At 48.3% G+C, this 24,445-nt stretch carries 24 protein-coding genes; 8 read left to right on the forward strand and 16 right to left on the reverse strand.

Annotation, left to right across the window (positions count from 1 at the left end):
• Positions 1-9: 9 nt before the first annotated feature.
• Positions 10-771, reverse strand: a complete 762-nt coding sequence (locus tag HHL17_RS02890) for a glycoside hydrolase family 25 protein (protein ID WP_169223290.1) — start codon at positions 769-771, stop codon at positions 10-12.
• Between the two features lie 128 nt (positions 772-899).
• On the opposite strand from HHL17_RS02890, the gene HHL17_RS02895 reads away from it, so the two are divergent.
• The gene (locus HHL17_RS02895; protein WP_169223291.1) at positions 900-1,925 is read left to right on the forward strand and encodes an SPASM domain-containing protein; all 1,026 of its coding nucleotides are present in this window, start codon (positions 900-902) and stop codon (positions 1,923-1,925) included.
• Here HHL17_RS02895 and HHL17_RS02900 read toward each other — a convergent pair whose 3' ends face one another.
• Genes HHL17_RS02900 through HHL17_RS02910 form a run of 3 tightly spaced genes read right to left on the reverse strand, consistent with a single transcriptional unit; the run spans position 1,926 to position 2,986 of the window.
• Complete coding sequence (locus HHL17_RS02900) at positions 1,926-2,288, reverse strand: hypothetical protein (RefSeq protein ID WP_169223292.1); 363 nt, start codon at positions 2,286-2,288, stop codon at positions 1,926-1,928.
• A gap of 18 nt (positions 2,289-2,306) precedes the next feature.
• On the reverse strand, positions 2,307-2,765 hold the full coding sequence (locus HHL17_RS02905) for a hypothetical protein (RefSeq protein ID WP_169223293.1): 459 nt from the start codon (positions 2,763-2,765) through the stop codon (positions 2,307-2,309).
• Between the two features lie 26 nt (positions 2,766-2,791).
• Positions 2,792-2,986, reverse strand: coding sequence for a YtxH domain-containing protein (locus tag HHL17_RS02910; protein ID WP_169223294.1), 195 nt, complete (start codon positions 2,984-2,986; stop codon positions 2,792-2,794).
• A 210-nt stretch (positions 2,987-3,196) separates the two neighbouring features.
• Between HHL17_RS02910 and HHL17_RS02915 the strand changes: the two genes are divergently transcribed.
• On the forward strand, positions 3,197-4,273 hold the full coding sequence (locus HHL17_RS02915) for an AI-2E family transporter (RefSeq protein WP_169223295.1): 1,077 nt from the start codon (positions 3,197-3,199) through the stop codon (positions 4,271-4,273).
• On the opposite strand, the gene nadD is transcribed toward HHL17_RS02915, so the two are convergent.
• The 5 genes from nadD to paaA all read right to left on the reverse strand — a co-directional run bounded on the left by nadD (position 4,270) and on the right by paaA (position 7,638).
• Positions 4,270-4,839: a nicotinate (nicotinamide) nucleotide adenylyltransferase gene (nadD, locus tag HHL17_RS02920; protein ID WP_169223296.1), complete on the reverse strand. Its 570-nt coding sequence runs from the start codon at positions 4,837-4,839 to the stop codon at positions 4,270-4,272. The genes HHL17_RS02915 and nadD overlap by 4 nt on opposite strands.
• Before the next feature lie 91 nt (positions 4,840-4,930).
• Entirely contained in the window at positions 4,931-5,428 is a 498-nt protein-coding gene (gene paaD / locus HHL17_RS02925; protein WP_169223297.1) for a 1,2-phenylacetyl-CoA epoxidase subunit PaaD, read from the reverse strand.
• Position 5,429: 1 nt separating this feature from the next.
• Complete coding sequence (gene paaC, locus HHL17_RS02930; protein ID WP_206155896.1) at positions 5,430-6,194, reverse strand: 1,2-phenylacetyl-CoA epoxidase subunit PaaC; 765 nt, start codon at positions 6,192-6,194, stop codon at positions 5,430-5,432.
• The gene (locus HHL17_RS02935) at positions 6,191-6,559 is read right to left on the reverse strand and encodes a 1,2-phenylacetyl-CoA epoxidase subunit B (RefSeq protein ID WP_169223298.1); all 369 of its coding nucleotides are present in this window, start codon (positions 6,557-6,559) and stop codon (positions 6,191-6,193) included. Before HHL17_RS02935 ends, paaC begins: the two co-directional genes overlap by 4 nt.
• Before the next feature lie 80 nt (positions 6,560-6,639).
• Complete coding sequence (gene paaA, locus HHL17_RS02940) at positions 6,640-7,638, reverse strand: 1,2-phenylacetyl-CoA epoxidase subunit PaaA (protein WP_169223299.1); 999 nt, start codon at positions 7,636-7,638, stop codon at positions 6,640-6,642.
• A 190-nt stretch (positions 7,639-7,828) separates the two neighbouring features.
• Here paaA and HHL17_RS02945 point away from each other — a divergent pair, with 190 nt between their 5' ends.
• Positions 7,829-8,464: a DUF922 domain-containing protein gene (locus HHL17_RS02945; protein WP_169223300.1), complete on the forward strand. Its 636-nt coding sequence runs from the start codon at positions 7,829-7,831 to the stop codon at positions 8,462-8,464.
• 50 nt (positions 8,465-8,514) lie between these two features.
• Positions 8,515-9,936, forward strand: coding sequence for a S41 family peptidase (locus tag HHL17_RS02950; protein ID WP_169223301.1), 1,422 nt, complete (start codon positions 8,515-8,517; stop codon positions 9,934-9,936).
• A 110-nt stretch (positions 9,937-10,046) separates the two neighbouring features.
• Here HHL17_RS02950 and HHL17_RS02955 read toward each other — a convergent pair whose 3' ends face one another.
• From HHL17_RS02955 to HHL17_RS02970, 4 genes are all read right to left on the reverse strand, one after another.
• Positions 10,047-10,949, reverse strand: a complete 903-nt coding sequence (locus HHL17_RS02955) for a M28 family peptidase (RefSeq protein ID WP_169223302.1) — start codon at positions 10,947-10,949, stop codon at positions 10,047-10,049.
• A gap of 41 nt (positions 10,950-10,990) precedes the next feature.
• Positions 10,991-13,123: a ferrous iron transport protein B gene (gene feoB / locus HHL17_RS02960; RefSeq protein WP_169223303.1), complete on the reverse strand. Its 2,133-nt coding sequence runs from the start codon at positions 13,121-13,123 to the stop codon at positions 10,991-10,993.
• Positions 13,124-13,273: 150 nt separating this feature from the next.
• On the reverse strand, positions 13,274-14,947 hold the full coding sequence (locus HHL17_RS02965; protein WP_169223304.1) for a PspC domain-containing protein: 1,674 nt from the start codon (positions 14,945-14,947) through the stop codon (positions 13,274-13,276).
• A gap of 39 nt (positions 14,948-14,986) precedes the next feature.
• The gene (locus HHL17_RS02970) at positions 14,987-15,328 is read right to left on the reverse strand and encodes a PadR family transcriptional regulator (RefSeq protein ID WP_078669713.1); all 342 of its coding nucleotides are present in this window, start codon (positions 15,326-15,328) and stop codon (positions 14,987-14,989) included.
• Positions 15,329-15,724: 396 nt separating this feature from the next.
• Between HHL17_RS02970 and HHL17_RS02975 the strand changes: the two genes are divergently transcribed.
• The 3 genes from HHL17_RS02975 to HHL17_RS02985 all read left to right on the forward strand — a co-directional run bounded on the left by HHL17_RS02975 (position 15,725) and on the right by HHL17_RS02985 (position 18,646).
• Positions 15,725-16,018, forward strand: coding sequence for a hypothetical protein (locus tag HHL17_RS02975; protein ID WP_169223305.1), 294 nt, complete (start codon positions 15,725-15,727; stop codon positions 16,016-16,018).
• A gap of 219 nt (positions 16,019-16,237) precedes the next feature.
• On the forward strand, positions 16,238-17,887 hold the full coding sequence (locus HHL17_RS02980) for a SulP family inorganic anion transporter (RefSeq protein ID WP_169223306.1): 1,650 nt from the start codon (positions 16,238-16,240) through the stop codon (positions 17,885-17,887).
• 84 nt (positions 17,888-17,971) lie between these two features.
• A complete protein-coding gene (locus HHL17_RS02985) occupies positions 17,972-18,646 on the forward strand; it encodes a carbonic anhydrase family protein (protein ID WP_169223307.1) in 675 nt (224 codons plus the stop codon).
• Positions 18,647-18,766: 120 nt separating this feature from the next.
• On the opposite strand, the gene HHL17_RS02990 is transcribed toward HHL17_RS02985, so the two are convergent.
• The 3 genes from HHL17_RS02990 to HHL17_RS03000 all read right to left on the reverse strand — a co-directional run bounded on the left by HHL17_RS02990 (position 18,767) and on the right by HHL17_RS03000 (position 22,050).
• Positions 18,767-19,900 carry a methionine aminotransferase gene (locus HHL17_RS02990; RefSeq protein WP_169223308.1) on the reverse strand — a complete coding sequence of 378 codons (1,134 nt, stop codon included), beginning with the start codon at positions 19,898-19,900 and terminating at the stop codon, positions 18,767-18,769.
• Positions 19,901-19,984: 84 nt separating this feature from the next.
• Positions 19,985-21,076: a mannose-1-phosphate guanylyltransferase gene (locus HHL17_RS02995; RefSeq protein WP_169223309.1), complete on the reverse strand. Its 1,092-nt coding sequence runs from the start codon at positions 21,074-21,076 to the stop codon at positions 19,985-19,987.
• Positions 21,076-22,050 (reverse strand): KpsF/GutQ family sugar-phosphate isomerase, encoded by a 975-nt coding sequence (locus tag HHL17_RS03000; RefSeq protein WP_169223310.1) that lies wholly within the window; start codon positions 22,048-22,050, stop codon positions 21,076-21,078. Before HHL17_RS03000 ends, HHL17_RS02995 begins: the two co-directional genes overlap by 1 nt.
• A 175-nt stretch (positions 22,051-22,225) precedes the next feature.
• Between HHL17_RS03000 and recQ the strand changes: the two genes are divergently transcribed.
• Positions 22,226-24,427 carry a DNA helicase RecQ gene (gene recQ / locus HHL17_RS03005; protein ID WP_169223311.1) on the forward strand — a complete coding sequence of 734 codons (2,202 nt, stop codon included), beginning with the start codon at positions 22,226-22,228 and terminating at the stop codon, positions 24,425-24,427.
• The last annotated feature ends 18 nt before the right edge of the window (positions 24,428-24,445 follow it).

Raw genomic sequence — 24,445 nt, forward strand, 5'->3', positions numbered from 1 at the left:
TGATTAGTTTCAATGCTCTGGTATGCACAGCTTCGCGAGGGCGGCGCTGTCACCTCTGAAAACGTTAAAGTCCACCGTCGTTCTGATGCCGTTCACCCTGCCGATATCGCTATGTTGCCAGAAAAGCCACGCCCTATTGGACGCCGGACGCTCTTTCTGGTAATAGTGCGCGATCCATAAGGGGTAATCATCAAACTCACTGCCAAGATACGTTTCGTAGAAATGGATATTGGTATAAATGATCGGCTTCACCTTATAGGCTTTTTCCATCTCTTCCAGCCATATTTTGGCCGTGCTGCGGATCACCGCAGCCGGCTGATTATTGCTGGTTTCGATATCCAGCACCGGCGGCAGGTCGCCCGGCTGCAAATCCACCACATTCCGGAAATTAATGGCCTGCTTCAACGGGTCCCGCGTACTGTAAAAAAAGTGATATGCGCCCCTCACCAACCCGGCTTTGCCTGCCCGCTCCCAGTTTTGTTTAAAGGTGGCATCCTGCCGGGTGATCCCCTCAGTAGCTTTCATAAAGGCAAAGGATATACGAATTTTATCGACCTGCATCTGTTTGACTGCATGCCAGTTAATATCTTTTTGAAACTTGGAGACATCAATACCATGGATTTTATAATTGACCGGTATATCAATCCCAAACTCATCATACCGCACAAAGGTGATGCGCTCCTGCCGGAAATACCACCATTTCCAGGCAACATGCGCCAGCAGAATTGTCAATACGGTCAATAAAATGATGCGTGTCCAGTTACGTTTCACGTTGTTTTAGTTAGTTGCAGGGATTCGGGTAATACTGCTGTTTAATGCCGGCAGCCGTTTTTTTACGGCAAGTATAGGCTATAATTTGTTTAAAGACGCTACTTTTACATAGGTCAAGCGAATTTTATATGCCCGATTTTAACCTGAATGACACCCTGAACCTCGCTTCCAAATTCACTTTCCGCCGCGCCTTAAACGCCGGGAAAGTGCTGGGGAGCTACTTTATCAGCAAGTGGACCAATAAACCGGTACAATGGGGTTATCCCATTTCCATGTCTTTTGAGCCCACCACTTCCTGCAACCTCCGCTGCCCGGAATGTCCGAGCGGCCTCCGGGCTTTTACCCGCCCTACCGGTATGCTGGAACAGGATTTTTTCCGGAAAACCATCGATGAAATCTCGAAAGAGCTGTTATACCTTATCTTTTATTTCCAGGGAGAACCTTATCTCAACCCCGGATTCCTGGATATGGTCAAATATGCTGCTGACAAAGGCATCTATACCGCTACCTCCACCAACGCGCACTATCTGACAGACGCCAACGCCAAAAAAACGGTGGAAAGTGGGCTGGACCGCCTCATCATCTCCATAGACGGCACTACCCAGGACGTATATACGCAGTATCGGGTAGGCGGTAAACTGGACAAAGTGATTGAAGGCGCCAAAAACATCGTGAAGTGGAAAAAAGAACTGAAGTCCAATAAACCTTTTGTTTTCTTCCAGTTCCTGGTGGTAAAGCCCAACGAACATCAGATTGAAGACATCAAAAGACTGGCGAAAGAAATCGGGGTAGATCAGGTACGGTTCAAGACCGCACAGGTATATGACTACGAAGAAGGCAACCGCCTCATTCCTACCATTGATAAATATTCGCGTTACCACCGCAATGAAGATGGTACCTACGCTATCAAAAATAAGCTGGGCAACCATTGCTGGCGCCTGTGGCATTCTCCGGTAGTTACCTGGGATGGCCTGGTAGTGCCCTGCTGCTTCGATAAAGATGCACAGCACCGGCTGGGTAACCTCAAAAAAGAATCATTCAAGGCGTTATGGCACAATAAAGAGTATATACGTTTCCGTAGCCAGATCCTTGAAACCCGGAAAAACATCGATATATGCGCCAATTGCAGTGAGGGAACGAAAGTATGGGGATAACTATTCCTCTTCCGTGTTGGCCTGTGCTGCTTTTTTCTTCTTGCGGCGGTTGGTCACTTTATTGAAAATATTGATGCCCAGTTGAACACCAATAAACTCCAGTGCCGTCATCAGGGCGCCGGTAGCAAAGTTTTTGAACTTACCACTGCTCCAGGCCATTTTGGCCACGTTCGCCGCTACGTTCAACATACCGCTATGTCTGGCACTGCCGGGTATAACGGCATTGAGCGCCATCTTTTTGTAGTTGTCTTTGAAGAAGTCAACCCGCTTTCCCAAATCATTTTCCAGTTGCCGGGAGCGCATCTTCAAACGGGCTATTTCCAGGTCAAGGGTCTCCTGATTGGTTACTTTTACCTTACGCATGTGTAAACATTTTTCATGTTATCCTTTTGAAGTGTTTTCTGTAGCCTCTTCATTGGGCACATGTCCATATGTATCCTGATCATGTCCGGGCTGGTTATGAATATGACCGGATTGTTCATCTATTTCTGCGATCTCTTCTACCAATTCAGTCAACAGCAACCGGGTAAGTGGTCTCTGGATCAACTGCCGGCGGAACAGCAGGATCACCACAAATAACAATACAAAAAGGCCTGCTGCACACGAAAAACCAATCGTGAAACTGCCGGTCATTTCACCAATCCAGAACCCTACTACCATTCCGAGAAAAACGATCACGAAAAAGAACAACAGGAAAGCCATCGTCAGGGAAAAAAACAATCCCAATGCCTTCGACAGCTTTCCTGCTGCCTGGAGCTTTAGCAGGTCCAGCCGGGTTTCCAGATATTCTCTGGCAACCTTGCCCGTTTGGTTAAAATAGTTGCCGAAATTTTCTTCCATGCAATGTTTTTTAAACAGCTTAGGGGTTATGCCAACTCATTTTCCAATTCATCCTGGAACTGGTCCTTTCTTTTTCTCCATTTGTCTTTCAGCCTGTCTGTCTGGTCTTTCAGTTTTCCTACCAGTTCATCTTTTTTGTCAGAGTTGAGGAAATACCCTACTGCTACGCCTACGGCCGCACCAACAATAAAAGAAACAACAGCTTTGGAACTTGTACTCATAAAATAGGTTTTTTAAGATGAGAGAATAAAGTTTTCATTTTTGGTACCTAAAGGTTCACAAACACCATTCCATAAATGAATAATGTATAAAACTTTCCACTAAAATTCCGCATTAAGAACAAGCTTTGCGGTTTTTTGTTTAGCTATCATGGTCCAAAGCGCTGGTTCGCTTTTTGCCCGTACCGTTAAATTATCCGATATTATTGTACTATGAGCTACCTGGACAACGACCGCCTCAAACAAATTGGGTTTCTTTTACTGATCCTTTTCCTGGCTATCCTGCTGTTTAAGGAAACATACATATTCTTCCCGGGTTTCCTGGGTGCCGTGACCTTGTATGTCATCTGCCGGAAATGGATGTTCCGGCTGGTGGAAGCCCGGAAATGGAAGACGACCCTTGCCGCCGCCCTCCTGATGACCGCCTCTTTTCTGATCATCCTGTTGCCTATCGGCGCGCTGGTGAACATGCTCTCTTCCCGGGTAGCTTATGCCGCGGCCCATTCCGGAGATCTGATCAACAAAGCGCGGGAACTCAATGAAAGATTACATCAGGAGATCGGGGTAGACCTGCTTTCCACACAACAACTGCAAAAGGTGCAGGAAGCGATAACCGCCTTCCTGCCTGGTTTCCTTGGCGCTACGTTCAATACACTGACGGCGATCGCCATCATGTACTTTATCCTGTATTTTATGCTGGTGAACGGCCGGAAGATGGAGGAAACCCTGTATGAATATATTCCCCTGCGGGATGAGAATGTGGATAGATTAGGCCGGGAATTTAACACCCTGGTATTTGCCAATGCACTGGGAATACCGCTGATTGCGGTGATACAAGGTGTGGTATCGCTGATCGGATATCTTGTTTTTGGTGTTCCGCAACCATTTTTCTGGTTTGTGGTCACCTGCTTCACCGCCATGCTGCCGGTCATTGGTGCGGCAGCGGTATATGTGCCGATGGGCATTTATTTGTTGGCCGTAGGCAACACCTGGCAGGGAATCGCTGTGCTGGTATATGGTTTCGGGGTGGTAGGCATTTCCGATAATATCTCCCGTTTCCTGCTGGCTAAAAAGATAGCAGATGTTCATCCCCTGATCACCATCTTCGGCGTGATCATCGGCGTTAATCTCTTTGGTTTCATTGGCCTGATATTCGGCCCACTGCTGATCTCCATGTTTATCCTCTTGCTGGAGATCTATTCCAACGAATACCTGGTAAAAAGAAGAGACCGCCGGCAACGGCACCAGCAGGAAGCGCCGGCACATCCCAACCATCCTGCTGCTGATTAACGGAAATAGTTATTTTCCTGAATGTAGTTGATCACATTATCCGGCACCATATAACGTACCGACTTGCCCTCTTTGATCCACTGCCGGATATTGGTAGCGGAAATGTCCAGCATGGGTGCGTCCAGTACTTCTATCCGCGCACCATAGGTTTCGGTGATATCATGCCCCGGACGGCGGTATACATAAATCGGATAGTGCTGTACAATGTGCATATAATTCTTCCATCGCGGCAGGTTCTGAAAACTGTCGCTTCCCATGATAATGGCAAATTCCTGTGTGGGGAATTTCTCTCCCATATATGCCAGCGTATCTACCGTAAAGGAAGGCCGTGGCAGGGAAAATTCAATATTGCTGGCGCGCAGGCGCGGCTCATCTTTGATGGCCAGTTCCACCAGATGAAAGCGGTCATGTTCGTTCAGCAAAGTAGAAGAGGTCTTCAGTGGGTTCTGCGGGGAAACCACAAACCATACTTTGTCCAGGTCAGTATTGTATGCTACATAATTGGCAATGATCAAATGCCCTGTGTGTATAGGATTAAAAGACCCGAAATACAAACCTATTCTCATGTTTCATCGTATAATTTGCCAATGGCCACTAATAATACGTGTAAAAATAGGCATTTCCTGCGATAGCCATTAGGAAACATAGAAACAACGCTTATTCCAGCGGCTTGAACTGCTCAAACACCTGACCGCATGATTTGCAGTAGTGAATAGCGCGGCACAACGTGGACCCAAACGGTGAACGGAGATAGGTATGTTCGCTGCCACAGTGCGGACAAGGAGTGTTCAGCATGATTTCCGGACGTACATCCCCTTCCAGTACCGGCGGCGGCGCAATACCGAAATTCTTCAGTTTCTCTTTGGCGGCAGCCGTCATCCGGTTACTTTCCCAATGCACCTGTTTATCTATTTCTACGGTAACGGCTATACCGAGCGCCTTTTCCACCACTGTCCGGATGTTGTCTTTGATATAGCTGACTGCCGGGCAGGCCGCAAACGTAGGAATCATGCGGACCAGCACCGGCTGCCCTTCCGTGATCTCTACGCCGGTAATCATACCAAGGTCTATCACGCTGAGCACCGGTATTTCAGGGTCCATCACCTGTTCCAGTGCATGATATACATCTTCCCGTGTAATTGTTGCTAACATCATATTACCAGCTGGCCTCCGTGTCCAGGTTGAATACTTCTCCCATCTCTTTCAGCAATGGGGCGAGGTGGGTGGTGTGAAATCCCTGCCTGCCGCCATATACCGGCGTGATGGTGTTCATATCGGGGAGATTGAGGGACGCCTTTACCAGTACAGGATAAATACGGTCCAGCCAGCGATGATACAATTCCTTTTCACCGGGATACACTTTTTCTGCCATCAGTGCTTCTTCATGGGCTGCGGAAGGTTCAAAGACGCCAGCCGCCAGCGCGATGGTGTCGTTCAGTGCTGTCTGCATCCGGGCATATCCTTCTTCGCTGGCCTTACTGAGTTGCATGATAAATGCATTGGCATGCAGCGTATGATATTTTAATTCCCCTTTTATTTTTTTACTGAGTAGCTGAAACGGTTCAAAGCTGCTGTCCTGCAGGCTTTCATACCGCACCGTTTCTGCATGGTCAAACAGAAAATGCCGCATCAGGCTGAAGTCATAACCTCCGTTAGGCATCTCCACAAGGTGTGAACATCTGAAGTCCTTTTCCGGCCGCATGAAAGCGAAGCGGTCCGGGTCTTCACCACCGAGGTTTTCATGCAGGATGCGGTATAATGCCCAGGCATGGCCAATCTTGTCCTGTGCCATGGAGGAAAAGGCAATATCTTCTTCCATCACAGGGCCGAGGCCTGTCCATTCAGAATTGCGGTGGCCCTGAATCAGTTCATCATCGGCCATCTTTATGATAAGGTCTGTTAATGCTGCGTTGCTGATCATTTGGATTGTTTGAATTTGTTGATCTTCTCCATTACTTTGAAACCACTGGCATCGCGGTAATTCTTTTCCAGGTTGTTGGCGAACATATCTTCATCTTCCACATCAAAAGCCAGAATGTCGGCACTTCTGACTACCCACAGGTTCACACATTTTTTACGGCGGGCAAATTGTTCTTTGGCAAATACCAGTGCCAGTTGCGGGTCCGGTGCGTGTACACAGCCCACATGCTCGTGATGGGCACCTCTTTTCTCCTGGTGGAACACTTCATAAACATTCCAGTTCTCCCCTTCTTCCACTTTGATGACCGCGTTGGCATCACTCAGTTTCAGCCTGTTGACACGCGGATCTAAAGAATCGTTAGACATGAATTTGTTGATTGCTTTTATTAAACGAAAATCTGCCTGTCGACCACTATCGCAGGCTATAACGTGCAGGTATATACGATTTATGCAACCGGCAGTGAGCGCCGTTCTGTCGGGTTCATTAATGCCTTGCGTACCCAGCGACCTTCTTCTTCCGCCCATTTCCTCACCTGCAGCCGCTCTGCATTACAAGGACCGCCGCCATTGATCACCCGGAAAAACTCGTTCCAGTCGGGGTCGGTATATTCCCAGCGACCAGTATCCGGATTTTTGTGCAGTGCCGGGTCCGGCAGCGTCATTCCCAGTTCCCATATCTTGGGCACATAACTGTCCAGGAACTGATTGCGCATTTCATCATTGCTCGCCATCTTCACCTTCCATTGCATCAGCTTTTCGCTGTGTTGGGAAGTCTTGTCGGGAGGACCGAAGAAATGCATGATCGGTTGCCACCAGCGGTTCAGCGCATCCTGTAGCATGGCTTTCTGTTCCGGTGTGCCGGTAGCCAGCTCGATAAAAGCATCGTGCCCCTGTTTCAGGTGGAAGCTCTCTTCATAACAAATACGCTCCAATGCCCGGCAATAAGGGCCATAGGAGCCTTTTGCGTTGGCCACCTGATTTACGATAGCGGCCGCATCTATCAGAAAACCGATCACGGTAACATCCGCCCATGTTTTGGCAGGATAATTAAATACATTGGAATATTTGGATTTGCCACTGAGCAGGTCGTTGATCATGGCTTCCCTTGACTTTCCGAGGGTCTCTGCCGCATTGTACAACAGTTGACCATGACCGATCTCATCCTGCACTTTGGCAATCAGCGCCAGTTTGCGTTTGAATCCGGGAGCGCGGGTAATCCACGTTCCTTCCGGCAATGCACCAATTATTTCTGAGTGCGCATGCTGTTCAATCAAACGGATGAGTTGTCTGCGATATTCCGCCGGCATCCAGTCGCCCGGCTCAATTTTTTCTCCTCTGGTAATTCTTTCTTCAAAAGCCACCAGCTTTTCAGGATCATCGTGCAGTTGTTCTTCCCGCAGCTGTTTTCCGTTTGGTTCGTCGAAAATATATCCGCCGCCGTACATAGTGCGATTGTTTTGGTTGAAGGTAAATTACGGAAAAAAGCCCGTTTATGGCAGAAAATGATTGTTAAAACGCCCAGGGCAAATGTTATAGAATTTACAAATTTTGAAGCCGGGGAACAGGCAGTCGGGCATTTTCCTAATTTTAATCCTGTTGTCTACAGGTATGCCATCCTTATTACATATATTTTGTATGCTTTTTTTGCCCTTCGGGCAGACGAAAACGCACACCCCTCCTGCTCTTCCGCCTAAAATTACTACCATCCAGCTGGTACTTGAGGACCGGGAGGATCCGGACAATACCCACTCAGACACCCTTTTTTATTCTTCCGGACGCAGACTGCGCTGGGACGACTTCAAGGGCAAACCCTCCCCCGCCGGCCCCAGTGCCGCGGTGTCCTATACCAGCTTTTCCTACGAAGGAGCCAGTTCCGTGACGCACGACACGTTGAAAATCAAGCTCGTCATGCAGGTGTTCTTCATCAAAAGCGCCTCCTGGGTCAGGGACGACGCCCGCGACAGCTACGCCCTGATGCACGAACAGCTGCATTTCGATATCACCCGGCTGGTAGTGGAACGATTTAAACAAAAACTCCGGCAAACAGCATTGAACCGCGACGACTATGATAGCGTTATACAATATCAGTATCTCCAATCCTTTCAGGAAATGAACCGCATGCAGTACGCCTTCGACCGCGACACCCATCACGGTACCAATATGGCTGCGCAGTTACGTTGGCGGGATAAAATTAATATGGGCCTAAAAAACAAAGGGGTTATGCCGGAAGAACTTGGATACGATCTCTTTGGTAACTTTGGTCCACAATAGTGCGCTACTATTGTTCGTTTAATCATTCGGGTTATCCTAAACTTGCTGCTATGCAACCAAATCGACACTGCTGGCTGATTGCCGGCTTCCTATTTATCGCCCTTCTCTCTGCCTGTAAAAAAAAGGACCAGGCCGGACCGCAACGGCCACAAGCCAATATCAACGATAGCATCTTCTCCGTATTTAAAGATATTTACCTATGGACAGACGTTATCCCCGATTCAGCCACCTTTAAACCGGAAAGCTATCCTTCTGTCAAGAACATGTTCAGTTCGCTCATCACCATTAAGAAGAACAACACGAACGGCCAACCACTTGATAAATACAGCTTCATCGACGACGGTACCACCTCCCGCGCCCTCCAGGGCGGCATCTTGGGAGATATGGGTTTTGAAGTAGGCTATCAGACAAACACCTCCCTCTATGTGGTGTACGTGTACCCCGGCTCACCGGCAGATAAAGCCGGCATTAAACGGGGATGGCAGCTCACCAGTGTGAATGGCACCACCAGCTTTCAGGTGGGACAGGCTACAGATGATATACTGAACGCCGCCTTCGCCAGCAAAAGCGCTACCTGGATATTCCGCAGACCAGACAATAACTCCCAAACTATCGTACTGGCACCGGCCTCCTATAAACTCAATCCTACCCTGTATGCCAACACCTATGACTTTAACGGCACCAAGGTAGGCTACGTTGTGTTCAATAACTTCGTGGCGCTTAACGATGTGAAGCCCACCTTCGATTCGCTGTTCAACGCATGGTCACAGGCCAGCGTTACACGGGTAGTCATGGATCTTCGCTACAACGGCGGTGGCCTCCTCGAAACCGCGGAATACCTGGCCAACAATCTCGCGCCGGCCAGTGCGAACAACGCCGTGATGTATACACAGTTGTTCAACAACAATGTGAATACCAATAACTACAGCTATATCTTCCGGAACATGAAGGCAGTACCCTACAATCCTAATACGTACTGGACTGAAATCTTCCGGCAGGAATCCACCACCTACAAAACCACCAGTTTCCGGAAACAGGGCTCTCTTGCACTGACCAACCTGAGCTTCCTCGTTACCCATGGCACCGTATCGGCCAGTGAACTGCTGTACAATGTGCTGAAACCAACCATGAACCCTCACCTCATCGGTACCACCACCTATGGCAAACCAGTAGGCTTCATCAACATCACTTTTGGTCAGTATGATATGTATGCGGTTTGTTTCCAGACATTCAACTCTGCCGGTGAAGGCGCTTACTTCGATGGTATTGCGCCTACCATCAATGTAACAGACGACTATACCACCAACTGGGGCAATCTCAACGATCCGTTGTTACGTACCGCCCTTACTGATATGGGCATTCCGGCGTCGCAGCTGGGCAGAATGGCCGCCACTGAGCTTAATACGGGCAGAATTGGTGTACTGCACCCGAACAACCGCTTTCAGGGTATGATACAAACTCCGAGAAACTAAATCCATTTACGAATTTTTTGATTTCATCTATAAACAAGAAGACCGAAGCGATTTACTCGCTTCGGTCTTCTTGTTATATCATTCTGCGAAATCAAAAAATTCGTAAATCTCTAAATTCCTACATCATCAATCTGCCTGGTCATCTCCAGGATCGTCTTCACTGCCTGATAATAAAAGCGGTGGTTAATGTGATCATATTCATCTGTTAACTGATGATAGTCGGGATGATCTTCCACCCCAAAATAGAGGAAAGGTATTTTCTGTGCGTGAAAAGGCCCCTGATCACTCTGGTTGGTCCAGTTATCGCTACCGCTACCGGGAACATCGTGTCCCGCCAGCAGTTTAATGCTGCTTTTGGCGGCAGCCGAATCAATGAATTTTTTCAGCTGTGGATAAGGCGTAGAGCCGGCCACATACAACTCATTCTTATCATTATGTGAAACCATGTCCATATTGATATTGAGCCGGATGGTGCTGAGTGGTACCGGTGGCTGCTGTACAAACGCCCGGGAGCCCTGCAGCCCTTCTTCTTCCCCATCAAAAGCAACAAACAACAAGGTATACTTAGGTGGGTTCTTTTTAAAATATGCCGCCAGCGCCAGGATGGTACCTACGCCGGATGCATTATCGTCAGCGCCGTTGTAGATACTGTCTTGTGCAGCATTTGGCCTTCCGATGCCAAGGTGGTCGTAGTGTGCGGAAATAACAATTACATCGCTGCTCTTCCCGGGAATATAGCCGAAGAGATTAGTGCCCATGACTTTTTTATTCCCTTCCTGAAAATAAAACGGGTACTCGTATGTATTGTGATAAGGGGTGATACCAATTTGTTTAAACCGGTCGATAATATAAAACTGGGCCAGGCGGTTGCCACGGGTCCCGGTTTTTCGGCCTTCAAACTTATCGGCGGAAAGGGTACGCACGTCTTTCAGCAGCTGGGCAGAATCAACAGAAGACTGCGCCAACAGTGGTCCTGCAAAAAGCAGACATAAGCTGTAACAAAGCATTTTCATAGTAATGCAATTTCGTGAGCATTACTGCAATGTACAAGATATTATTTGAAGATATTAAAAGCGATCAGGCTGCAGGCATAGGCCAGTGAAGTCATATAGACCAGCTGAATAAAGGGTATTTTCCACGATTTCGTTTCTCTTTTCACGATGGCCATGGTGCTCATACACTGCATAGCAAATGCATAAAACAGCATGAGAGAAAGCCCTGCGGCCAGTGTATATACCGGCCGGCCATCCGGCCATTTGGCGGATGCCATTTTTTCGCGGAGGGTGGCATTATTATCGTCCGGGTTTTCACCAACGCTGTAAAGGGTAGCCATGGTGCCCACAAATACTTCACGGGCAGCGAAAGAAGTGATCAGCGCGATCCCTATTTTCCAGTCAAAACCCAGCGGACGGATAGCCGGTTCGATGGCATGTCCGAGGATGCCGGCGTAGGAGTGCGACAGTTTTTCAGAACGGAATTCACGGTCCAGCGCATCCGCTTCCGGAGAGCCTTCCGGCACGGCGGCGATCATTTTTTCATATTTCGCGTGCAGCGGCTCCATTCTGCCGGCAGGTCCGTAAGAAGCCAGGAACCAGAGTATCACGGAAATCACCACGATCACCTTACCGGCATCGGTAACAAAGATTTTTGCTTTCTCCACCATGGTAGTGCCTACGTTCTTCCAGCGCGGCGCGCGGTATACCGGCAGTTCCATGATGAAGTAGCTCTTCTCTTTGATACGCACAAACAGCTTCATGACAGCTGCTATCAGGATGGCCATAAAGAAACCAAGCAGGTAAAGGCCCATCATCACCAGGCCTTGCAGGCCGAGAAAGCCCAATATCCTTCTGTCGGGGATCACCAGGGCGATCATCATGGTGTAGATTGGCAACCGCGCAGAGCAACTCATGAGCGGTGTAACCAGTATGGTGATGAGACGTTCTTTTTTGTTTTCGATGGTCCGGGTGGCCATAATAGCAGGGACAGCGCAGGCTACGCCACTGATCAGCGGCATCACGGATTTCCCGTTGAGCCCCACCTGCCGCATGAGACGGTCTGTGAGGAAGCTGATACGCGCCATATAACCGGTATCTTCCAACACGGTGATTAACCCGAACAGGATCATGATTTGCGGGATAAACACCGCAAATCCACTGATACCGGCCAGAATACCGTTTACAAACACGTCAGTGATCTTATTGTCAGGTAGTACCGTCGTAAGCCAGCCGCTTAGTTTACCGAAACCGGCTTCTATGGCGTCCATCGGGTAGGAAGCCAGCCAGAAGATGCTCTGGAACAGGAGGAACATCACCACCAGCAGGATGACATATCCCCAGAAGCGGTGCAGCAGCAGATCGTCGATCTTTTCTGAGCGCAGTTGTTTCTGTAGCGGGTCGGCTTCCACCACGGAAGCTTTCATGATATGTTTGATACGGTTGTACCGCTGCATGATCTCTTCCGCCTGTACTTTGGTTTTATTGAATTGATTGCGCTGAAGCGAATCCCGGATAGCCTTTTTCTGGCCAGCGTCAAGGAAGGTCAGTTCGTCTGTGTTAACAGCAACATGCAGCGCGCCATAGTCGCTGCAGGCCGGCACTGCTTTTTTCACGTCATCGATCACGGCTTCGGCCAGCGCAGCATTATTGATAAAATCGCGGGGAGCCGCGCTGTAGTTACCGCGGGCAGCCAGTTCAATGATCTTTTTCAGTTCAGTGACCCCTTTGTTTTTACGGGGGTTGATGGCCACTACCGGCACACCCAGTTCCCTTTCCAGGCCGTCGATATCTATTTCCACGCCTTTTTTGCGGGCAATGTCCATCATGGTGAGGGCAATGATCACCGGAAATTTGAGGTCGATGATCTGGGAACAGAAGAGGAGGTTACGTTTCAGATTGGAGGCATCGGCAACAATGATCACCAGGTCAGGCGTGTCTTCATTCGCCGGGTTGATCAGAACATCGTAGGTCACATATTCATCCGCACTTTTGGGGTACAGGCTATACGTCCCCGGAAGGTCTATAATGTTGGCTGAAAGTCCCGAAACAATGTTGGCCGTTCCGGTTTTCTTGTCTACCGTCACCCCGGGAAAGTTGCTGACTTTCTGATTTAACCCGGTGAGTGCGTTAAAAAGGGAGCTTTTTCCACTATTAGGATTTCCTACCAGCGCGATGTTTATTGGTGCCTGCATTCCTTATCTTATCCTCTTTTTTAATGTTAGATGCCGAATACACAAAGTTAAACATTAATCTTCCTGGGTAATGATCGGATCGGGAAAAAAGAAGCGGGGCAGACCAGAAAGGCCAGCCCCGCTTCCATTAGAATGGCGGAAAATATGTAACTATCTGTGCGTAGTGTCGTTACCTTTATAGTGGTAGGTGTTTTCTACTGAATCCCGTTCGATTTTCGCGGAGTTGTTTTCTTCAGTGACACCATCCGGGGTCATTTTCAGACGGGTATGATTGCCGTTGTCCTCATCATCATCGGAATGAATGCCGATGTACCAGTCATCCTCGTCGTTATGGCGGCGGCCGTACTTATCGAAAGAGAAGTGGCGGTAGATATCGTCATTGATCTCCAGGTTTTTGCCTACCGGTACTTTCAAAACCATTACCAGGCGCTGGCCACGGAAGGTGGAGTGAGGCGGCAGGGAGAAGCCCTGCGGAATGTACAGCACAGAGTCCTTCTGTGTAACATTGAAATGGATGTCGCCTGCCAGCGTGTTGGCCTGTGCCAGGGTACGGCCCTGAGAATAGCGGTACACTTCCACGCCAAAGCTGTCGGTAGCGCTTTTTTCCACTCTCAGTTTCACGAGGTTGATCATAGTGGTATCGTCTGCCACGATCAGGTTATCATCGAACCAGCTGAAGTCGTCGCCATTAAAGATCCCGGGAGCCACACGGAGTATCAGTTTATTGTGAGTAGGCTGTTGTACAGCCACCACTTCTGCGGGCAGGTTACTGCGTCTTCTGAAATCTTTTGCCAGGGAAGAACCTACAATTCCGGCGAACACGAGGCCCAGCAGCCAGAGGAACACCAGGGTGTAACCCGCATAGCGGTTACCTTGTTTGATGCCTGTCAGCTTACGGATGATGAAGGTCAGCAAGGCTACCACAGGTATGCCCAGGAGCAGCACAACGGCCGGCCAGAACAGATAGCTTTGCACGGAATGGGCGGTGAGCAAAAGGTTTTTCAGGGGGAACAGGGCCGCAGAAGAAATCGCGATCGCTATACCAGTTACGATCAGGCAGATCAGTATCACTACTGCCAGGAAGTAAAAGAATCCCTTGGTCACGAAAACCAATACTTTTCCCAACCCTTGTGCAAGGTTTACAAAAAAGCGTTCCAGATCATTACCTACCTGCTTTCCGCGGCCCTGCGAAAAATTTTGGAAATCTTTTCCTACATTTTTCATCTGGTCCTTCATGTGACTTAATTCTTCCTGGATGGTAGCTTTAATATTATTCAGGTCTACTTTCTCACCACGCATTTCCAGTTTTTCTGCTGCAGTGTCAGCAGAAGGCGTGGCTACCCACAGGATGAAATATACCAGTACCCCGGTACCGAAGCCACCAATGGCCAGCAGTACGAAGATGATACGGAAGATCACCGGATCTATGTTGAAATAGGCTCCCAGACCGCCGCAGACACCACTCAGCACCTTGTTCTCCGGATCGCGGTAGAGCCGCTTGCGGGGACGGGGCGTAAATTGGTCATTGCTGTCCTGTGACTGCGCACCGCTGCCGGCAGGAGCATCATCAAACTGTTCCGGTGTGCCCATGGATACTTTTACAGCAGCCACGTCTTCATCGGTGATACAATGAGCGCCTTTTTTCAGTTTGTCCTGGAACAATTCGGCAATGCGGCTTTCGATATCGGCCACAATTTCGTCACCTCCTTCTTCTTTAGAGAAGTAGCTCTTCAGGCTGTCCAGATACTGGCGCAACGCCTCGTAGGCAGTATCCTCAATGGGAATCAGCCGACTCGACAGGTTTATGTTGATAATCTTTTTCATTTTGTTGGTTCTTTTAGATTTTAGGTTTAGGTATATGCACTACAGCGGTGCGCTGTTTTGTTGTGTTAACTGATGGACCGCATTGGCCAGTTCGTTCCAGGTGCTTTCCAGTTCCCGGTAAAAGGTTTCCCCTTTGTCGGTCATGGAAAAATATTTTCGTGGGGGTCCGGAGCTACTTTCTACCCATCTGTAGGTGAGCAACTCTGCATTTTTCAGCCGTGTCAGTAAGGGATATAAGGTACCCTCCAGGATGTCCAGCTTTGCCTCTTTCATCTTTTCAATGATGTCTGATGGGTAAGCTTCTCCTTGCTTGATGACGGACAGAATGCAAAACTCAAGCACTCCCTTCCGCATCTGTGACTGTGTGTTATCGATGTTCATGGCAAGTGAGCTTTTAAATTGTATGACTTAAATGGTGGTTTTTGATTTGTATCAGTTAAGGGCTTGTACACCTTCCTTCAACTTTACGATACAAAAATAGGGATTATTTACTACTATGCAATACACAATACCATAGAAAGCAAAATAACTTGCTTTGAAGGCTACTGATAACCGGAGCAAAATCAGCCACAGTAAAGCATCTTCCGGGAAAAAGATAAAAACAGGACTAAAAAACAATGTGATAAACGGCAATTATAGAGGATAAATGGAATTTGACGGTTTTTGAGGCTAAAACCCTTCACCAGCCATCACTAAATTGCTTTAACATTTTTTTAATTACCGTAACTTAGTATATATGGTTTCGCTCATTTACTTTTGTATCAGCAGTTAATACACATGAAGAAAATTATCGGCATATTCCTTTTGGGACTTATGATCTCCCAATTACTTCCCATCAAGGAGGTAGGAAAGCTGCTGTTTAATAATCAGATTGTGGAAGAACATCCTGTTGATGCGGGCCATGACCATTTAAAAATTGCCAAGGAATTAAAATTCTGTAAGCAATTTGACGCACTGCAGTTTAATCCGATATTACTCATTGGCGTTTTGCATCCTCTTTTAATGGAGGACATCCCCAGCAATCCAGCCCAGGAAATCCACGCTCCTCCTCCCAACATCTTCAGAGCGTAATCCAGACCAGCTACTGTTAATACAGTCAGCTTGAATTTTCTATTTATTTATTGCAAGCATTTATTTTCTCAGGCATTCCAGGGACATCGTGTATCTATTAATGTGATACCCGCGATAGTACCCCAAAGGATGTGTCATCTGTATCTGTAATTACTTCCGTGATGGTAGCGATGGCTGCTGTCCGGCGTCGCAATCCTTTAACGGAAAAATGCATTTTTTATGAACAAGCAAACATCGTTATTCTCCAATATCAAGGGGGACTTTTCTGCGGGCCTCGTTGTTTTCCTCATTGCTGTGCCGTTGTGCTTGGGTATTGCCCTGGCCTCCGGCGCTCCGCTCTTCTCCGGTATGATTGCCGGGATTATAGGCGGACTGGTCATTGGGTTTTTCAGCAGCTCACAACTGAGCGTCAGCGGCCCGGCAGCAGGCCTTACTGCCATTGTGCTGACGGCCATTACCAAACTGGGTGCATTCGACATCTTCCTGTTGTCCGTTGTGATCGGAGGTGGCCTGCAGCTGATACTGGGACTTATCAAGGCGGGAACCGTGGCCAACTACTTCCCTTCCAATGTGATCACCGGTATGCTGGCAGCCATTGGTATTATCATCATCCTGAAACAACTTCCCCATGCCTTCGGCTATGATGCCGAAAATGAAGGCAGCATTGCCTTTTTCCAGGCAGATGGGGAAAATACTTTCAGCGCGCTGCTGTCTACGTTTAATCATATTAGTATAGGTGCAACTATTATCACCCTCATATCCATTCTTATCATTCTGTATTGGAGCAAGATCCCCAAAGTAAACCTGGTACCAGCACCACTCGTTGCCGTAATAACCGGTATTCTGCTGAACCGTGCCTTTGCAGGCAACGAAGTGCTGGCCCTGGGTGCTAAACACCTGGTAAGCCTGCCCGTACCACAGTCATTCTCTGACTTCCTCGGACAGTTCACCTTCCCGCGCTTCAGCGCTATTACCAACAAGGAAGTGTGGATCACCGGTCTTACCATTGCGATCATTGCTTCTGTGGAAACGCTGCTCAATGTGGAGGCGACTGACAAGCTGGACCCGCTGAAACGTCACACCTCCCCTAACCGCGAACTGAAGGCACAGGGTATCGGCAACATCGTGAGCGGCCTTATCGGCGGTCTGCCTATCACTTCCGTGATTGTGCGTTCCAGCGCCAACATTAACGCTGGCGGCCGCACGAAAATGTCTACGATGATACACGGCTCTTTGCTGCTGATCTGTGCGGCACTCATTCCTATGGTGCTCAACATGATCCCGCTGGCCACACTGGCAGCCGTACTGCTGGTAACGGGTTACAAACTGTGTAAACTGCAGGTCTTCAAGGAAATGTTTAAAAACGGTAAATACCAGTGGGTACCATTTGTGGCCACCGTTGTTTCCATCGTATTTACAGACCTGCTGATCGGAATTGGTATCGGTATGGCCGTGAGCGTACTGGCCATCCTGCGTGGTAATATGAAGAGCTCTTATTACTTCCGCAAGGAGAAATACCAGACCGGCGACACCATCCGCCTGGAACTGGCACAGGAAGTATCCTTCCTCAACAAGGCCAGCATCCTGCTTACCCTGGACCATTTGCCTGCAGACACGACTGTTGTGATAGATGCCCAGAAAACGGCTTATATCGACTTCGATGTGTTGCAGACCATCCGGGAATTCAAAGACATCAAGGCGCCACAGAAAAATATTACCGTCATCCTCGTGGGGTTTAAGGACGTATACAAAATCCCTAACACTCCCGGGAGCCTGGTAGAAGAACATGCCAGGAAATCTAACGGGCACGTACACACTATTGCAGCCGGCAATCACAAGGAATTATTAAAGGAATTACAGTTGAACTAAACGGCTTATAGCGTAAATAAGAGGCAAGAGAAACCGGAAACCATGCTCTCTTCCTCCTTCATTCACCCATCAAAACGAACAATCATGAAAACATTGAATAAAGTATCACAGAGTGAGATTACACCAACACAAGCTTTGGAATTATTGAAATCAGGTAACCTGCGTTTTGTGGACAACCTCCGCATCAACCGTAACCTGCTGCAAATGGTGAACGATACCCGCGACGGACAATGGCCGATGGCTGCTATCGTAAGCTGTATGGACTCCCGCACTTCAGCGGAGCTGGTCTTCGATCAGGGCCTGGGTGATGTTTTCAGTATCCGCCTGGCGGGCGCCGTTATCTCTGACAACGTATTGGGAAGCCTGGAATATGCTTGTAAAGCTGCCGGCTCCAAGTTCATCGTAGTACTGGGGCACACCAAATGCGGCGCTATCTGCGGCGCCTGCGACGCGGTGGAGATGGGCAACCTGACCGGTTTGCTGAATAAAATCACGCCGTCTGTGTTTGCGGAAAAAACAATCACCGAAAACCGGACCTCCAAGAATCCGGAATTTGTGCACGCCGTTACCAATATTCACATTGAACGCTCTGTACAGGCCATCATGGAACAAAGCCATATTCTGCGCGACATGATCCTGAAAGGGGATGTAGGTATCGTTGGCGCTATGTACAACGTGGAAACCGGCGTTGTCGATTTTATGGAACACACGCTGATCCTGAAAAACAATAAAGAAACGGTACCGGCCATGGCCGTTTAATAAAAAGTCTCCTCTGGAGGAGACGTATGTTTGCTTATGATATTAATGGGGCCGAGATAGCCAAGCCTGGCCGGTTTTTATAGGGGTACCTGTCTGGCGGTTATCGAAGCCCCATTATATCTATATCTTTTTCAGGCGTGCTGCCGCCTGCTCCAGTGTCGTTTCTTTTTTAGCAAAACAGAAGCGCACTACATGATCATCTTTGCCATCATGATAGAATGCTGAAACCGGAATAGCCGCCACTCCAAATTCTTTGGTCAACCGGACAGCGAATTCTTTATCTCCTTCTGAAGATATCTGATCATACCGCATCAGTTGAAAATAACTTCCCTGACTAGCCAGTGGCGTAAACCGTGAGCCACTCATCAACTCCAGAAAGTAATCTCTTTTTTGCTGATAAAATGCCGGCAGTTCCAGGTAGTGCGCGGGTGTTTCCAGAAATTCCGCCAGTCCGTATTGCATGGGCGTATTTACCGAGAAACAAAGGTACTGATGTACTTTCCGGTATTCCTTCATCAGATGTTCAGGTGCTACGCAATAGCCCATCTTCCAGCCGGTATTGTGAAAAACCTTCCCGAAAGAAAACACGACAAAACTGTTTTTATAGATAGCAGGATAACGCAGCACACTGAGATGGCGGGCGCCGTCGAATACCAGGTGCTCATATACTTCATCGGATAATACCAGCAGGTTATGTTCGGCCACCAGCTTTTCCAGTTCGGCCATATCCTCTTCCCGGAGAATGCTGCCTGTGGGGTTGTGTGGCGTGTTGACCATGATCATGCGGGTACGGGGAGTGATCTTACGGCGCACCTCCTGCCAGTCAATCCGGTATTCCGGGAAAGAAAGCGATATCAGTACCGGCTTACCACCGTTGACCAGCACATTGGGAATGTAGCTGTCATATGCCGGCTCAAATATGATCACTTCATCACCAGGATGGATATACGTCGCGATAGCCGTATAAATGGCATAGGTGCCGCCTGGGGTGATGGTGATGTCGGTGTCCGGATTGATGGTTTGCTGATACAGTGACCTGATCTTTGCCGCGATAGCTGTGCGGAGCTGCATGAGGCCGGGCATGGGCGCATATTGGTTATGCCCCTGTTGCATGGCCTGGTTGACCATTTCCTTTAGTTCATCGCTGCAATCGTAGTCGGGGAAGCCCTGTGAAAGGTTGATCGCTTTGTGTTCCGCTGCCAGGGCCGACATGACGGAAAAAATGGTGGTTCCTGTGTGTGGTAATTTGGACATAAAAAATTACGGATTACGCGTTACAAATTACGGAGTTTGCTCCTGTAATTGCAATTCGTCATCCGTAATTCGCTATTATGTTTATTACAAATATTTGTCGCCTTTATTGCGCTTGATTTCCGCCACATATTCCTTGATCTGCTGCTCGTTGTCTTTACGGCAAATCAGGAGCACATCGTTCGTATCAATCACGATAAATTCATCGAGGCCCTGCAGCAGTACCAGTTTCTCGTTAGGCACCTTCACCATGCACTTGGTAGCGTCTATCACTACTACATTCTTTCCCTGTACCGCGTTGCCGAGGTAATCTTTTTCCAGGTTTTCGTAAGCGGAGGCCCATGTGCCGAGGTCGCTCCAGCCGAAGTTGGAAGGAATTACATACACATTGTCTGCTTTCTCCATGATACCGTAGTCGATGGAGATATTGGTGCATTGTGGATATACTTTCTCGATGGCTTCCTTTTCTTCCGGTGTGTTCAGGGCTGCTGTGCTTTGTTCAAACAGCTCATCTATTTCGGGCAGGTATTCCCGGAAAGCAGCGAGGATGGTTTTTACGTTCCATACAAAGATGCCGGCATTCCAGAGGAAGTCGCCACTTTGCAGGAAGGTTTTAGCCAGCTCCAGGTTGGGCTTTTCGGTAAATGTTTTGACTTTATAAACGTTATCCGCCACTTGTTGTGGTTCATACTGGATGTAGCCGTATCCTGTATCGGGGCGGGTGGGTTTGATACCGAGCGTTAACAGCGCGCTGTGTTTCTGTACGAACAGCAGGGCATTCAGGCAGGCCGAGGTAAATGCCGGTCCGTCCATGATCAGGTGATCAGCTGGGGCGCAGATGATATTGGCCAGCGGGTCCTGTTTGTGTATTTTATGGGAGATGTAGGCAACGCAGGGGGCCGTGTTTTTGCGGGAAGGTTCGCTGACAATATTTGCCACGGCTACTTCCGGCAGTTGTTCCAACACTTTGCCGGTATACTGCTGGTGCGTTACCACAAAAATATTTTCCTTTGGAATGAAGGTGGCAAACCGCTCATATGTCCATTGGAGCAACGTTTTTCCCGTGTTCAGGATGTCCAGGAACTGTTTGGGATTATCTGTACGGCTGTGGGGCCAAAAACGGCTGCCAATGCCTCCGGCCATGATGGCCACATAAAAATGGCTGTTCAGTTGTGTCATTATATAATTCCTTCTCTGATTAAATCATGTAAGTGAATCACGCCGCAATACCGGTCACCATCCATAGCCAGCAACTGTGTGATATCGTGCTGGCGCATCATCTCCAATGCGTTGATCGCCAGTTCGCTTTGCTGGATATTTTTTGGGTTGACCGACATAATGTCTTTGGCAGTTACGCCGGCGGTAGCAACATTCTTTTCCAGCATGCGTCGCAGGTCACCATCGGTGATGATTCCCTGGAGGGCCCCTTTTTCGTCCAGAACGGCGGTAACGCCCAGCATTTTGGAGGATATTTCCACAATTACTTCCCTTAATGTGCTGGTTAACAATACACTGGGAGCTTGATGTAATTTGCAGAGGTCTGCCACCTTCAGGTATAGTTTTTTGCCTAATGCACCACCGGGATGGAACTTCGCAAAATCAGCTGCCGTAAATCCGTGCCATTCAATCAGGCAAACCGCCAGGGCATCCCCCATGGCCAGTTGGGCTGTTGTGCTGGTAGTGGGTGCAAGGTTATTAGGACATGCTTCCTGGCTCACGGTGGTATTGAGCACATAGTCAGCTTCCTGTGCCAGAAATGAGCTGGTATTCCCCACCATGGCGACTAAAGTGTTGCCAAAATTCTTCACCAGTGGTACCAGCACCTTCACTTCGGCGGATGTACCGCTTTTGGAGATACACATTACGATATCTTCCGGCGTTACCATGCCCAGGTCACCATGGATGGCGTCTGCAGCGTGCATAAACAGCGCCGGGGTGCCTGTTGAGTTTAACGTGGCCACAATTTTCTGGGCGATAATGGCGCTTTTACCGATGCCTGTCACCACTAGTCTCCCCTTACATTGGGCTACCAGTTCTACCACTTTCTCAAAATCTGCATCTATAAAATGCTGCAAATCATTAATAGCCGCTGCCTCCAAAGCAATTGTGCGTTTGGCTACTGTTCCGATGTTAATGGTTCCATTCCTTTTCATGACGAATTACAAATTTATCATTTTTTAGTCAGCAGCAGAGCGATCATGGAATTTATATTGATACTACGCGCTTTTTTAAGTAACTTCGTGTCCCCTAAAAAACATATAGAACTATTTCATCATTTGTGGATTCTTTAGAGTTTGAGTTTACCATTCTTTTTAAATTTTGAATGCAATGGCTGTTGTAAAGGTAAGTTTGATGGATGCATTACGCGAACATTTCGGGTTCGATTCCTTTAAAGGAAATCAGGAAATCATTATAAATAGCATCCTAGCGGGAAAAGATACCTTCGTTATCATGCCAACAGGCGGGGGCAAATCCTTGTGTTATCAATTACCGGCACTGATGAGCCCGGGTTGTGCACTGATTGTATCTCCCCTCATAGCACTGATGAAAAACCAGGTAGACCTGGTTCGGGGTTATAGTAGTAAAGACAACGTGGCGCATTTTCTGAACTCTACCCTTTCCAAGGCGCAGATCAAGAAAGTACGCACCGACCTGCAAACCGGCAAAACAAAGTTGCTGTATGTAGCGCCGGAAACACTGACAAAACAGGAAAACCTGGATTTCTTCCGGGAACTGGAAATATCCTTTATTGCGGTAGACGAAGCACACTGTATCTCCGAATGGGGGCACGACTTCCGTCCGGAGTACCGCCGGCTGAAAGAGATGATTGACCAGATCAGCGACAAACTGCCGATCATCGCGCTCACCGCCACCGCTACACCCAAAGTGCAAAGCGACATCGTTAAGAACCTGGGATTAAACAATCCCAATATCTATATCTCGTCTTTCAACCGTCCCAACCTGTATTACGAAATCAGGCCTAAACGTAAAAAAGACCTGACTATCAAGGATATCGTCAAATATATTCATCAGCACAAAGGCAAAAGCGGCATTATCTACACGCTCAACCGGAAAACCACCGAAGAGCTGGCTGATATGCTGTCTGCCAACAATATCAAGGCCGTAGCTTACCATGCTGGTCTGGACCCCACTACCCGTGCTCAACGTCAGGATATGTTCCTGCACGAAGATGTGGAGGTAATTGTGGCCACTATTGCCTTCGGTATGGGCATCGACAAACCGGATGTGCGGTTTGTGATCCACTACAACATTCCTAAAAGCCTTGAAAACTACTACCAGGAAACCGGTCGCGCTGGTCGTGATGGCCTGGAAGGCAACTGTATCTGTTATTATTCCCACAAGGATGTACAGAAACTGGAACACCTGATGCGCGATAAGCCGCTCAGCGAAAGGGAAATGGGCGCCCAGCTGATCAACGAAACCGTAGCTTACGCCGAAAGCGCTGTATGCCGCCGTAAAGTAATCCTGCATTACTTCGGAGAAAAATATGAAACAGAAGACTGTGGCCAGTGCGACAACTGCCGCAATCCGAAAGAAAAAATAGAAGTTAAAAACAGGGTGGTGATCGTCCTCAAGGCCATCAAAGCCCTGGAAGAACGTTTTGGCAGCGAGTACGTAGTGAATGTGATCACCGGCAAAACCAGCCCGCAGATCTCCACCTATCGTCACGACCAGCTGGATATCTTCGGAGAGGGCAAGGAATTCGATGCACATTTCTGGAACTCCCTTATCCGGCAAATGATGCTGGAAGGCCTGATCGAGAAAGACATCGAAGAGTACGGCCTGCTGAAGGTGACCGACAAAGGCAAAAAATTCCTTAAAAAGCCCTACTCCATCATGGTGGCCCTCAATCACCAGTTTGATGAAGATGGTGTTGAAGAGGAAGAAGAAGCCAATGCAGAAGCCAATGCATCTGCCGATCCTGCGCTGTTTGAAATGCTGAAGGAGCTGCGTAAAAAAGTATCCAAAGAAAAAAATCTGCCGCCTTTCGTGATCTTCCTGGAAACATCCCTCGAAGACATGGCCACCCAATACCCTACTACCGTACAGGAACTGGAAAAAATACAGGGCGTCAGCAAAGGAAAGGCTGTCCGCTATGGTAAACAGTTCGTCGACGTTATCGCCAAATACGTAGAGGAAAACAACATCACCAAGCCTGATGACTTTGTGATGAAGAGCGTTGTCAACAAAAGCGGCATGAAGGTGTTCATCATTCAGAACATCGACAAAAAAATCCCGCTGGAAACCATCGCCAAAAACAAGGAGCTTACCATCTCCCAGCTGCTGGATGAAATGGAGACTATCGTGGCGAGTGGCACCAAACTCAACCTTGATTATTGCATCGATGAAGAACTGGACGACTACGCACAGGATGAAATCATGGAATACTTCAAAGGCTGCGAAACTTCCAGTCTTGCACTGGCCCGGGAAGAGCTGATCGAAAACGATTATACACTGGAACAACTTAAGCTGGTCCGTATCAAGTTCCTGGTGGAATACGGCAACTAGTGAAGATAGCAATCATGT

Origin of the sequence: Chitinophaga fulva, assembly GCF_012927205.1 — a bacterium.
Classification (GTDB): domain Bacteria; phylum Bacteroidota; class Bacteroidia; order Chitinophagales; family Chitinophagaceae; genus Chitinophaga; species Chitinophaga fulva.

Excerpts from the sequence above, each read along its gene's own strand:
- HHL17_RS02895 (WP_169223291.1), top strand. The coding sequence starts at position 900 with ATGCCCGATTTTAACCTGAATGACACCCTGAACCTCGCTTCCAAATTC.
- HHL17_RS02900 (WP_169223292.1), bottom strand. The coding sequence starts at position 2,288 with ATGCGTAAGGTAAAAGTAACCAATCAGGAGACCCTTGACCTGGAAATA.
- HHL17_RS02905 (WP_169223293.1), bottom strand. The coding sequence starts at position 2,765 with ATGGAAGAAAATTTCGGCAACTATTTTAACCAAACGGGCAAGGTTGCC.
- HHL17_RS02910 (WP_169223294.1), bottom strand. The coding sequence starts at position 2,986 with ATGAGTACAAGTTCCAAAGCTGTTGTTTCTTTTATTGTTGGTGCGGCC.
- HHL17_RS02915 (WP_169223295.1), top strand. The coding sequence starts at position 3,197 with ATGAGCTACCTGGACAACGACCGCCTCAAACAAATTGGGTTTCTTTTA.
- nadD (WP_169223296.1), bottom strand. The coding sequence starts at position 4,839 with ATGAGAATAGGTTTGTATTTCGGGTCTTTTAATCCTATACACACAGGG.
- paaD (WP_169223297.1), bottom strand. The coding sequence starts at position 5,428 with ATGATGTTAGCAACAATTACACGGGAAGATGTATATCATGCACTGGAA.
- paaC (WP_206155896.1), bottom strand. The coding sequence starts at position 6,194 with ATGATCAGCAACGCAGCATTAACAGACCTTATCATAAAGATGGCCGAT.
- HHL17_RS02935 (WP_169223298.1), bottom strand. The coding sequence starts at position 6,559 with ATGTCTAACGATTCTTTAGATCCGCGTGTCAACAGGCTGAAACTGAGT.
- paaA (WP_169223299.1), bottom strand. The coding sequence starts at position 7,638 with ATGTACGGCGGCGGATATATTTTCGACGAACCAAACGGAAAACAGCTG.
- HHL17_RS02945 (WP_169223300.1), top strand. The coding sequence starts at position 7,829 with ATGCTTTTTTTGCCCTTCGGGCAGACGAAAACGCACACCCCTCCTGCT.
- HHL17_RS02950 (WP_169223301.1), top strand. The coding sequence starts at position 8,515 with ATGCAACCAAATCGACACTGCTGGCTGATTGCCGGCTTCCTATTTATC.
- HHL17_RS02955 (WP_169223302.1), bottom strand. The coding sequence starts at position 10,949 with ATGAAAATGCTTTGTTACAGCTTATGTCTGCTTTTTGCAGGACCACTG.
- feoB (WP_169223303.1), bottom strand. The coding sequence starts at position 13,123 with ATGCAGGCACCAATAAACATCGCGCTGGTAGGAAATCCTAATAGTGGA.
- HHL17_RS02965 (WP_169223304.1), bottom strand. The coding sequence starts at position 14,947 with ATGAAAAAGATTATCAACATAAACCTGTCGAGTCGGCTGATTCCCATT.
- HHL17_RS02970 (WP_078669713.1), bottom strand. The coding sequence starts at position 15,328 with ATGAACATCGATAACACACAGTCACAGATGCGGAAGGGAGTGCTTGAG.
- HHL17_RS02975 (WP_169223305.1), top strand. The coding sequence starts at position 15,725 with ATGAAGAAAATTATCGGCATATTCCTTTTGGGACTTATGATCTCCCAA.
- HHL17_RS02980 (WP_169223306.1), top strand. The coding sequence starts at position 16,238 with ATGAACAAGCAAACATCGTTATTCTCCAATATCAAGGGGGACTTTTCT.
- HHL17_RS02985 (WP_169223307.1), top strand. The coding sequence starts at position 17,972 with ATGAAAACATTGAATAAAGTATCACAGAGTGAGATTACACCAACACAA.
- HHL17_RS02990 (WP_169223308.1), bottom strand. The coding sequence starts at position 19,900 with ATGTCCAAATTACCACACACAGGAACCACCATTTTTTCCGTCATGTCG.
- HHL17_RS02995 (WP_169223309.1), bottom strand. The coding sequence starts at position 21,076 with ATGACACAACTGAACAGCCATTTTTATGTGGCCATCATGGCCGGAGGC.
- HHL17_RS03000 (WP_169223310.1), bottom strand. The coding sequence starts at position 22,050 with ATGAAAAGGAATGGAACCATTAACATCGGAACAGTAGCCAAACGCACA.
- recQ (WP_169223311.1), top strand. The coding sequence starts at position 22,226 with ATGGCTGTTGTAAAGGTAAGTTTGATGGATGCATTACGCGAACATTTC.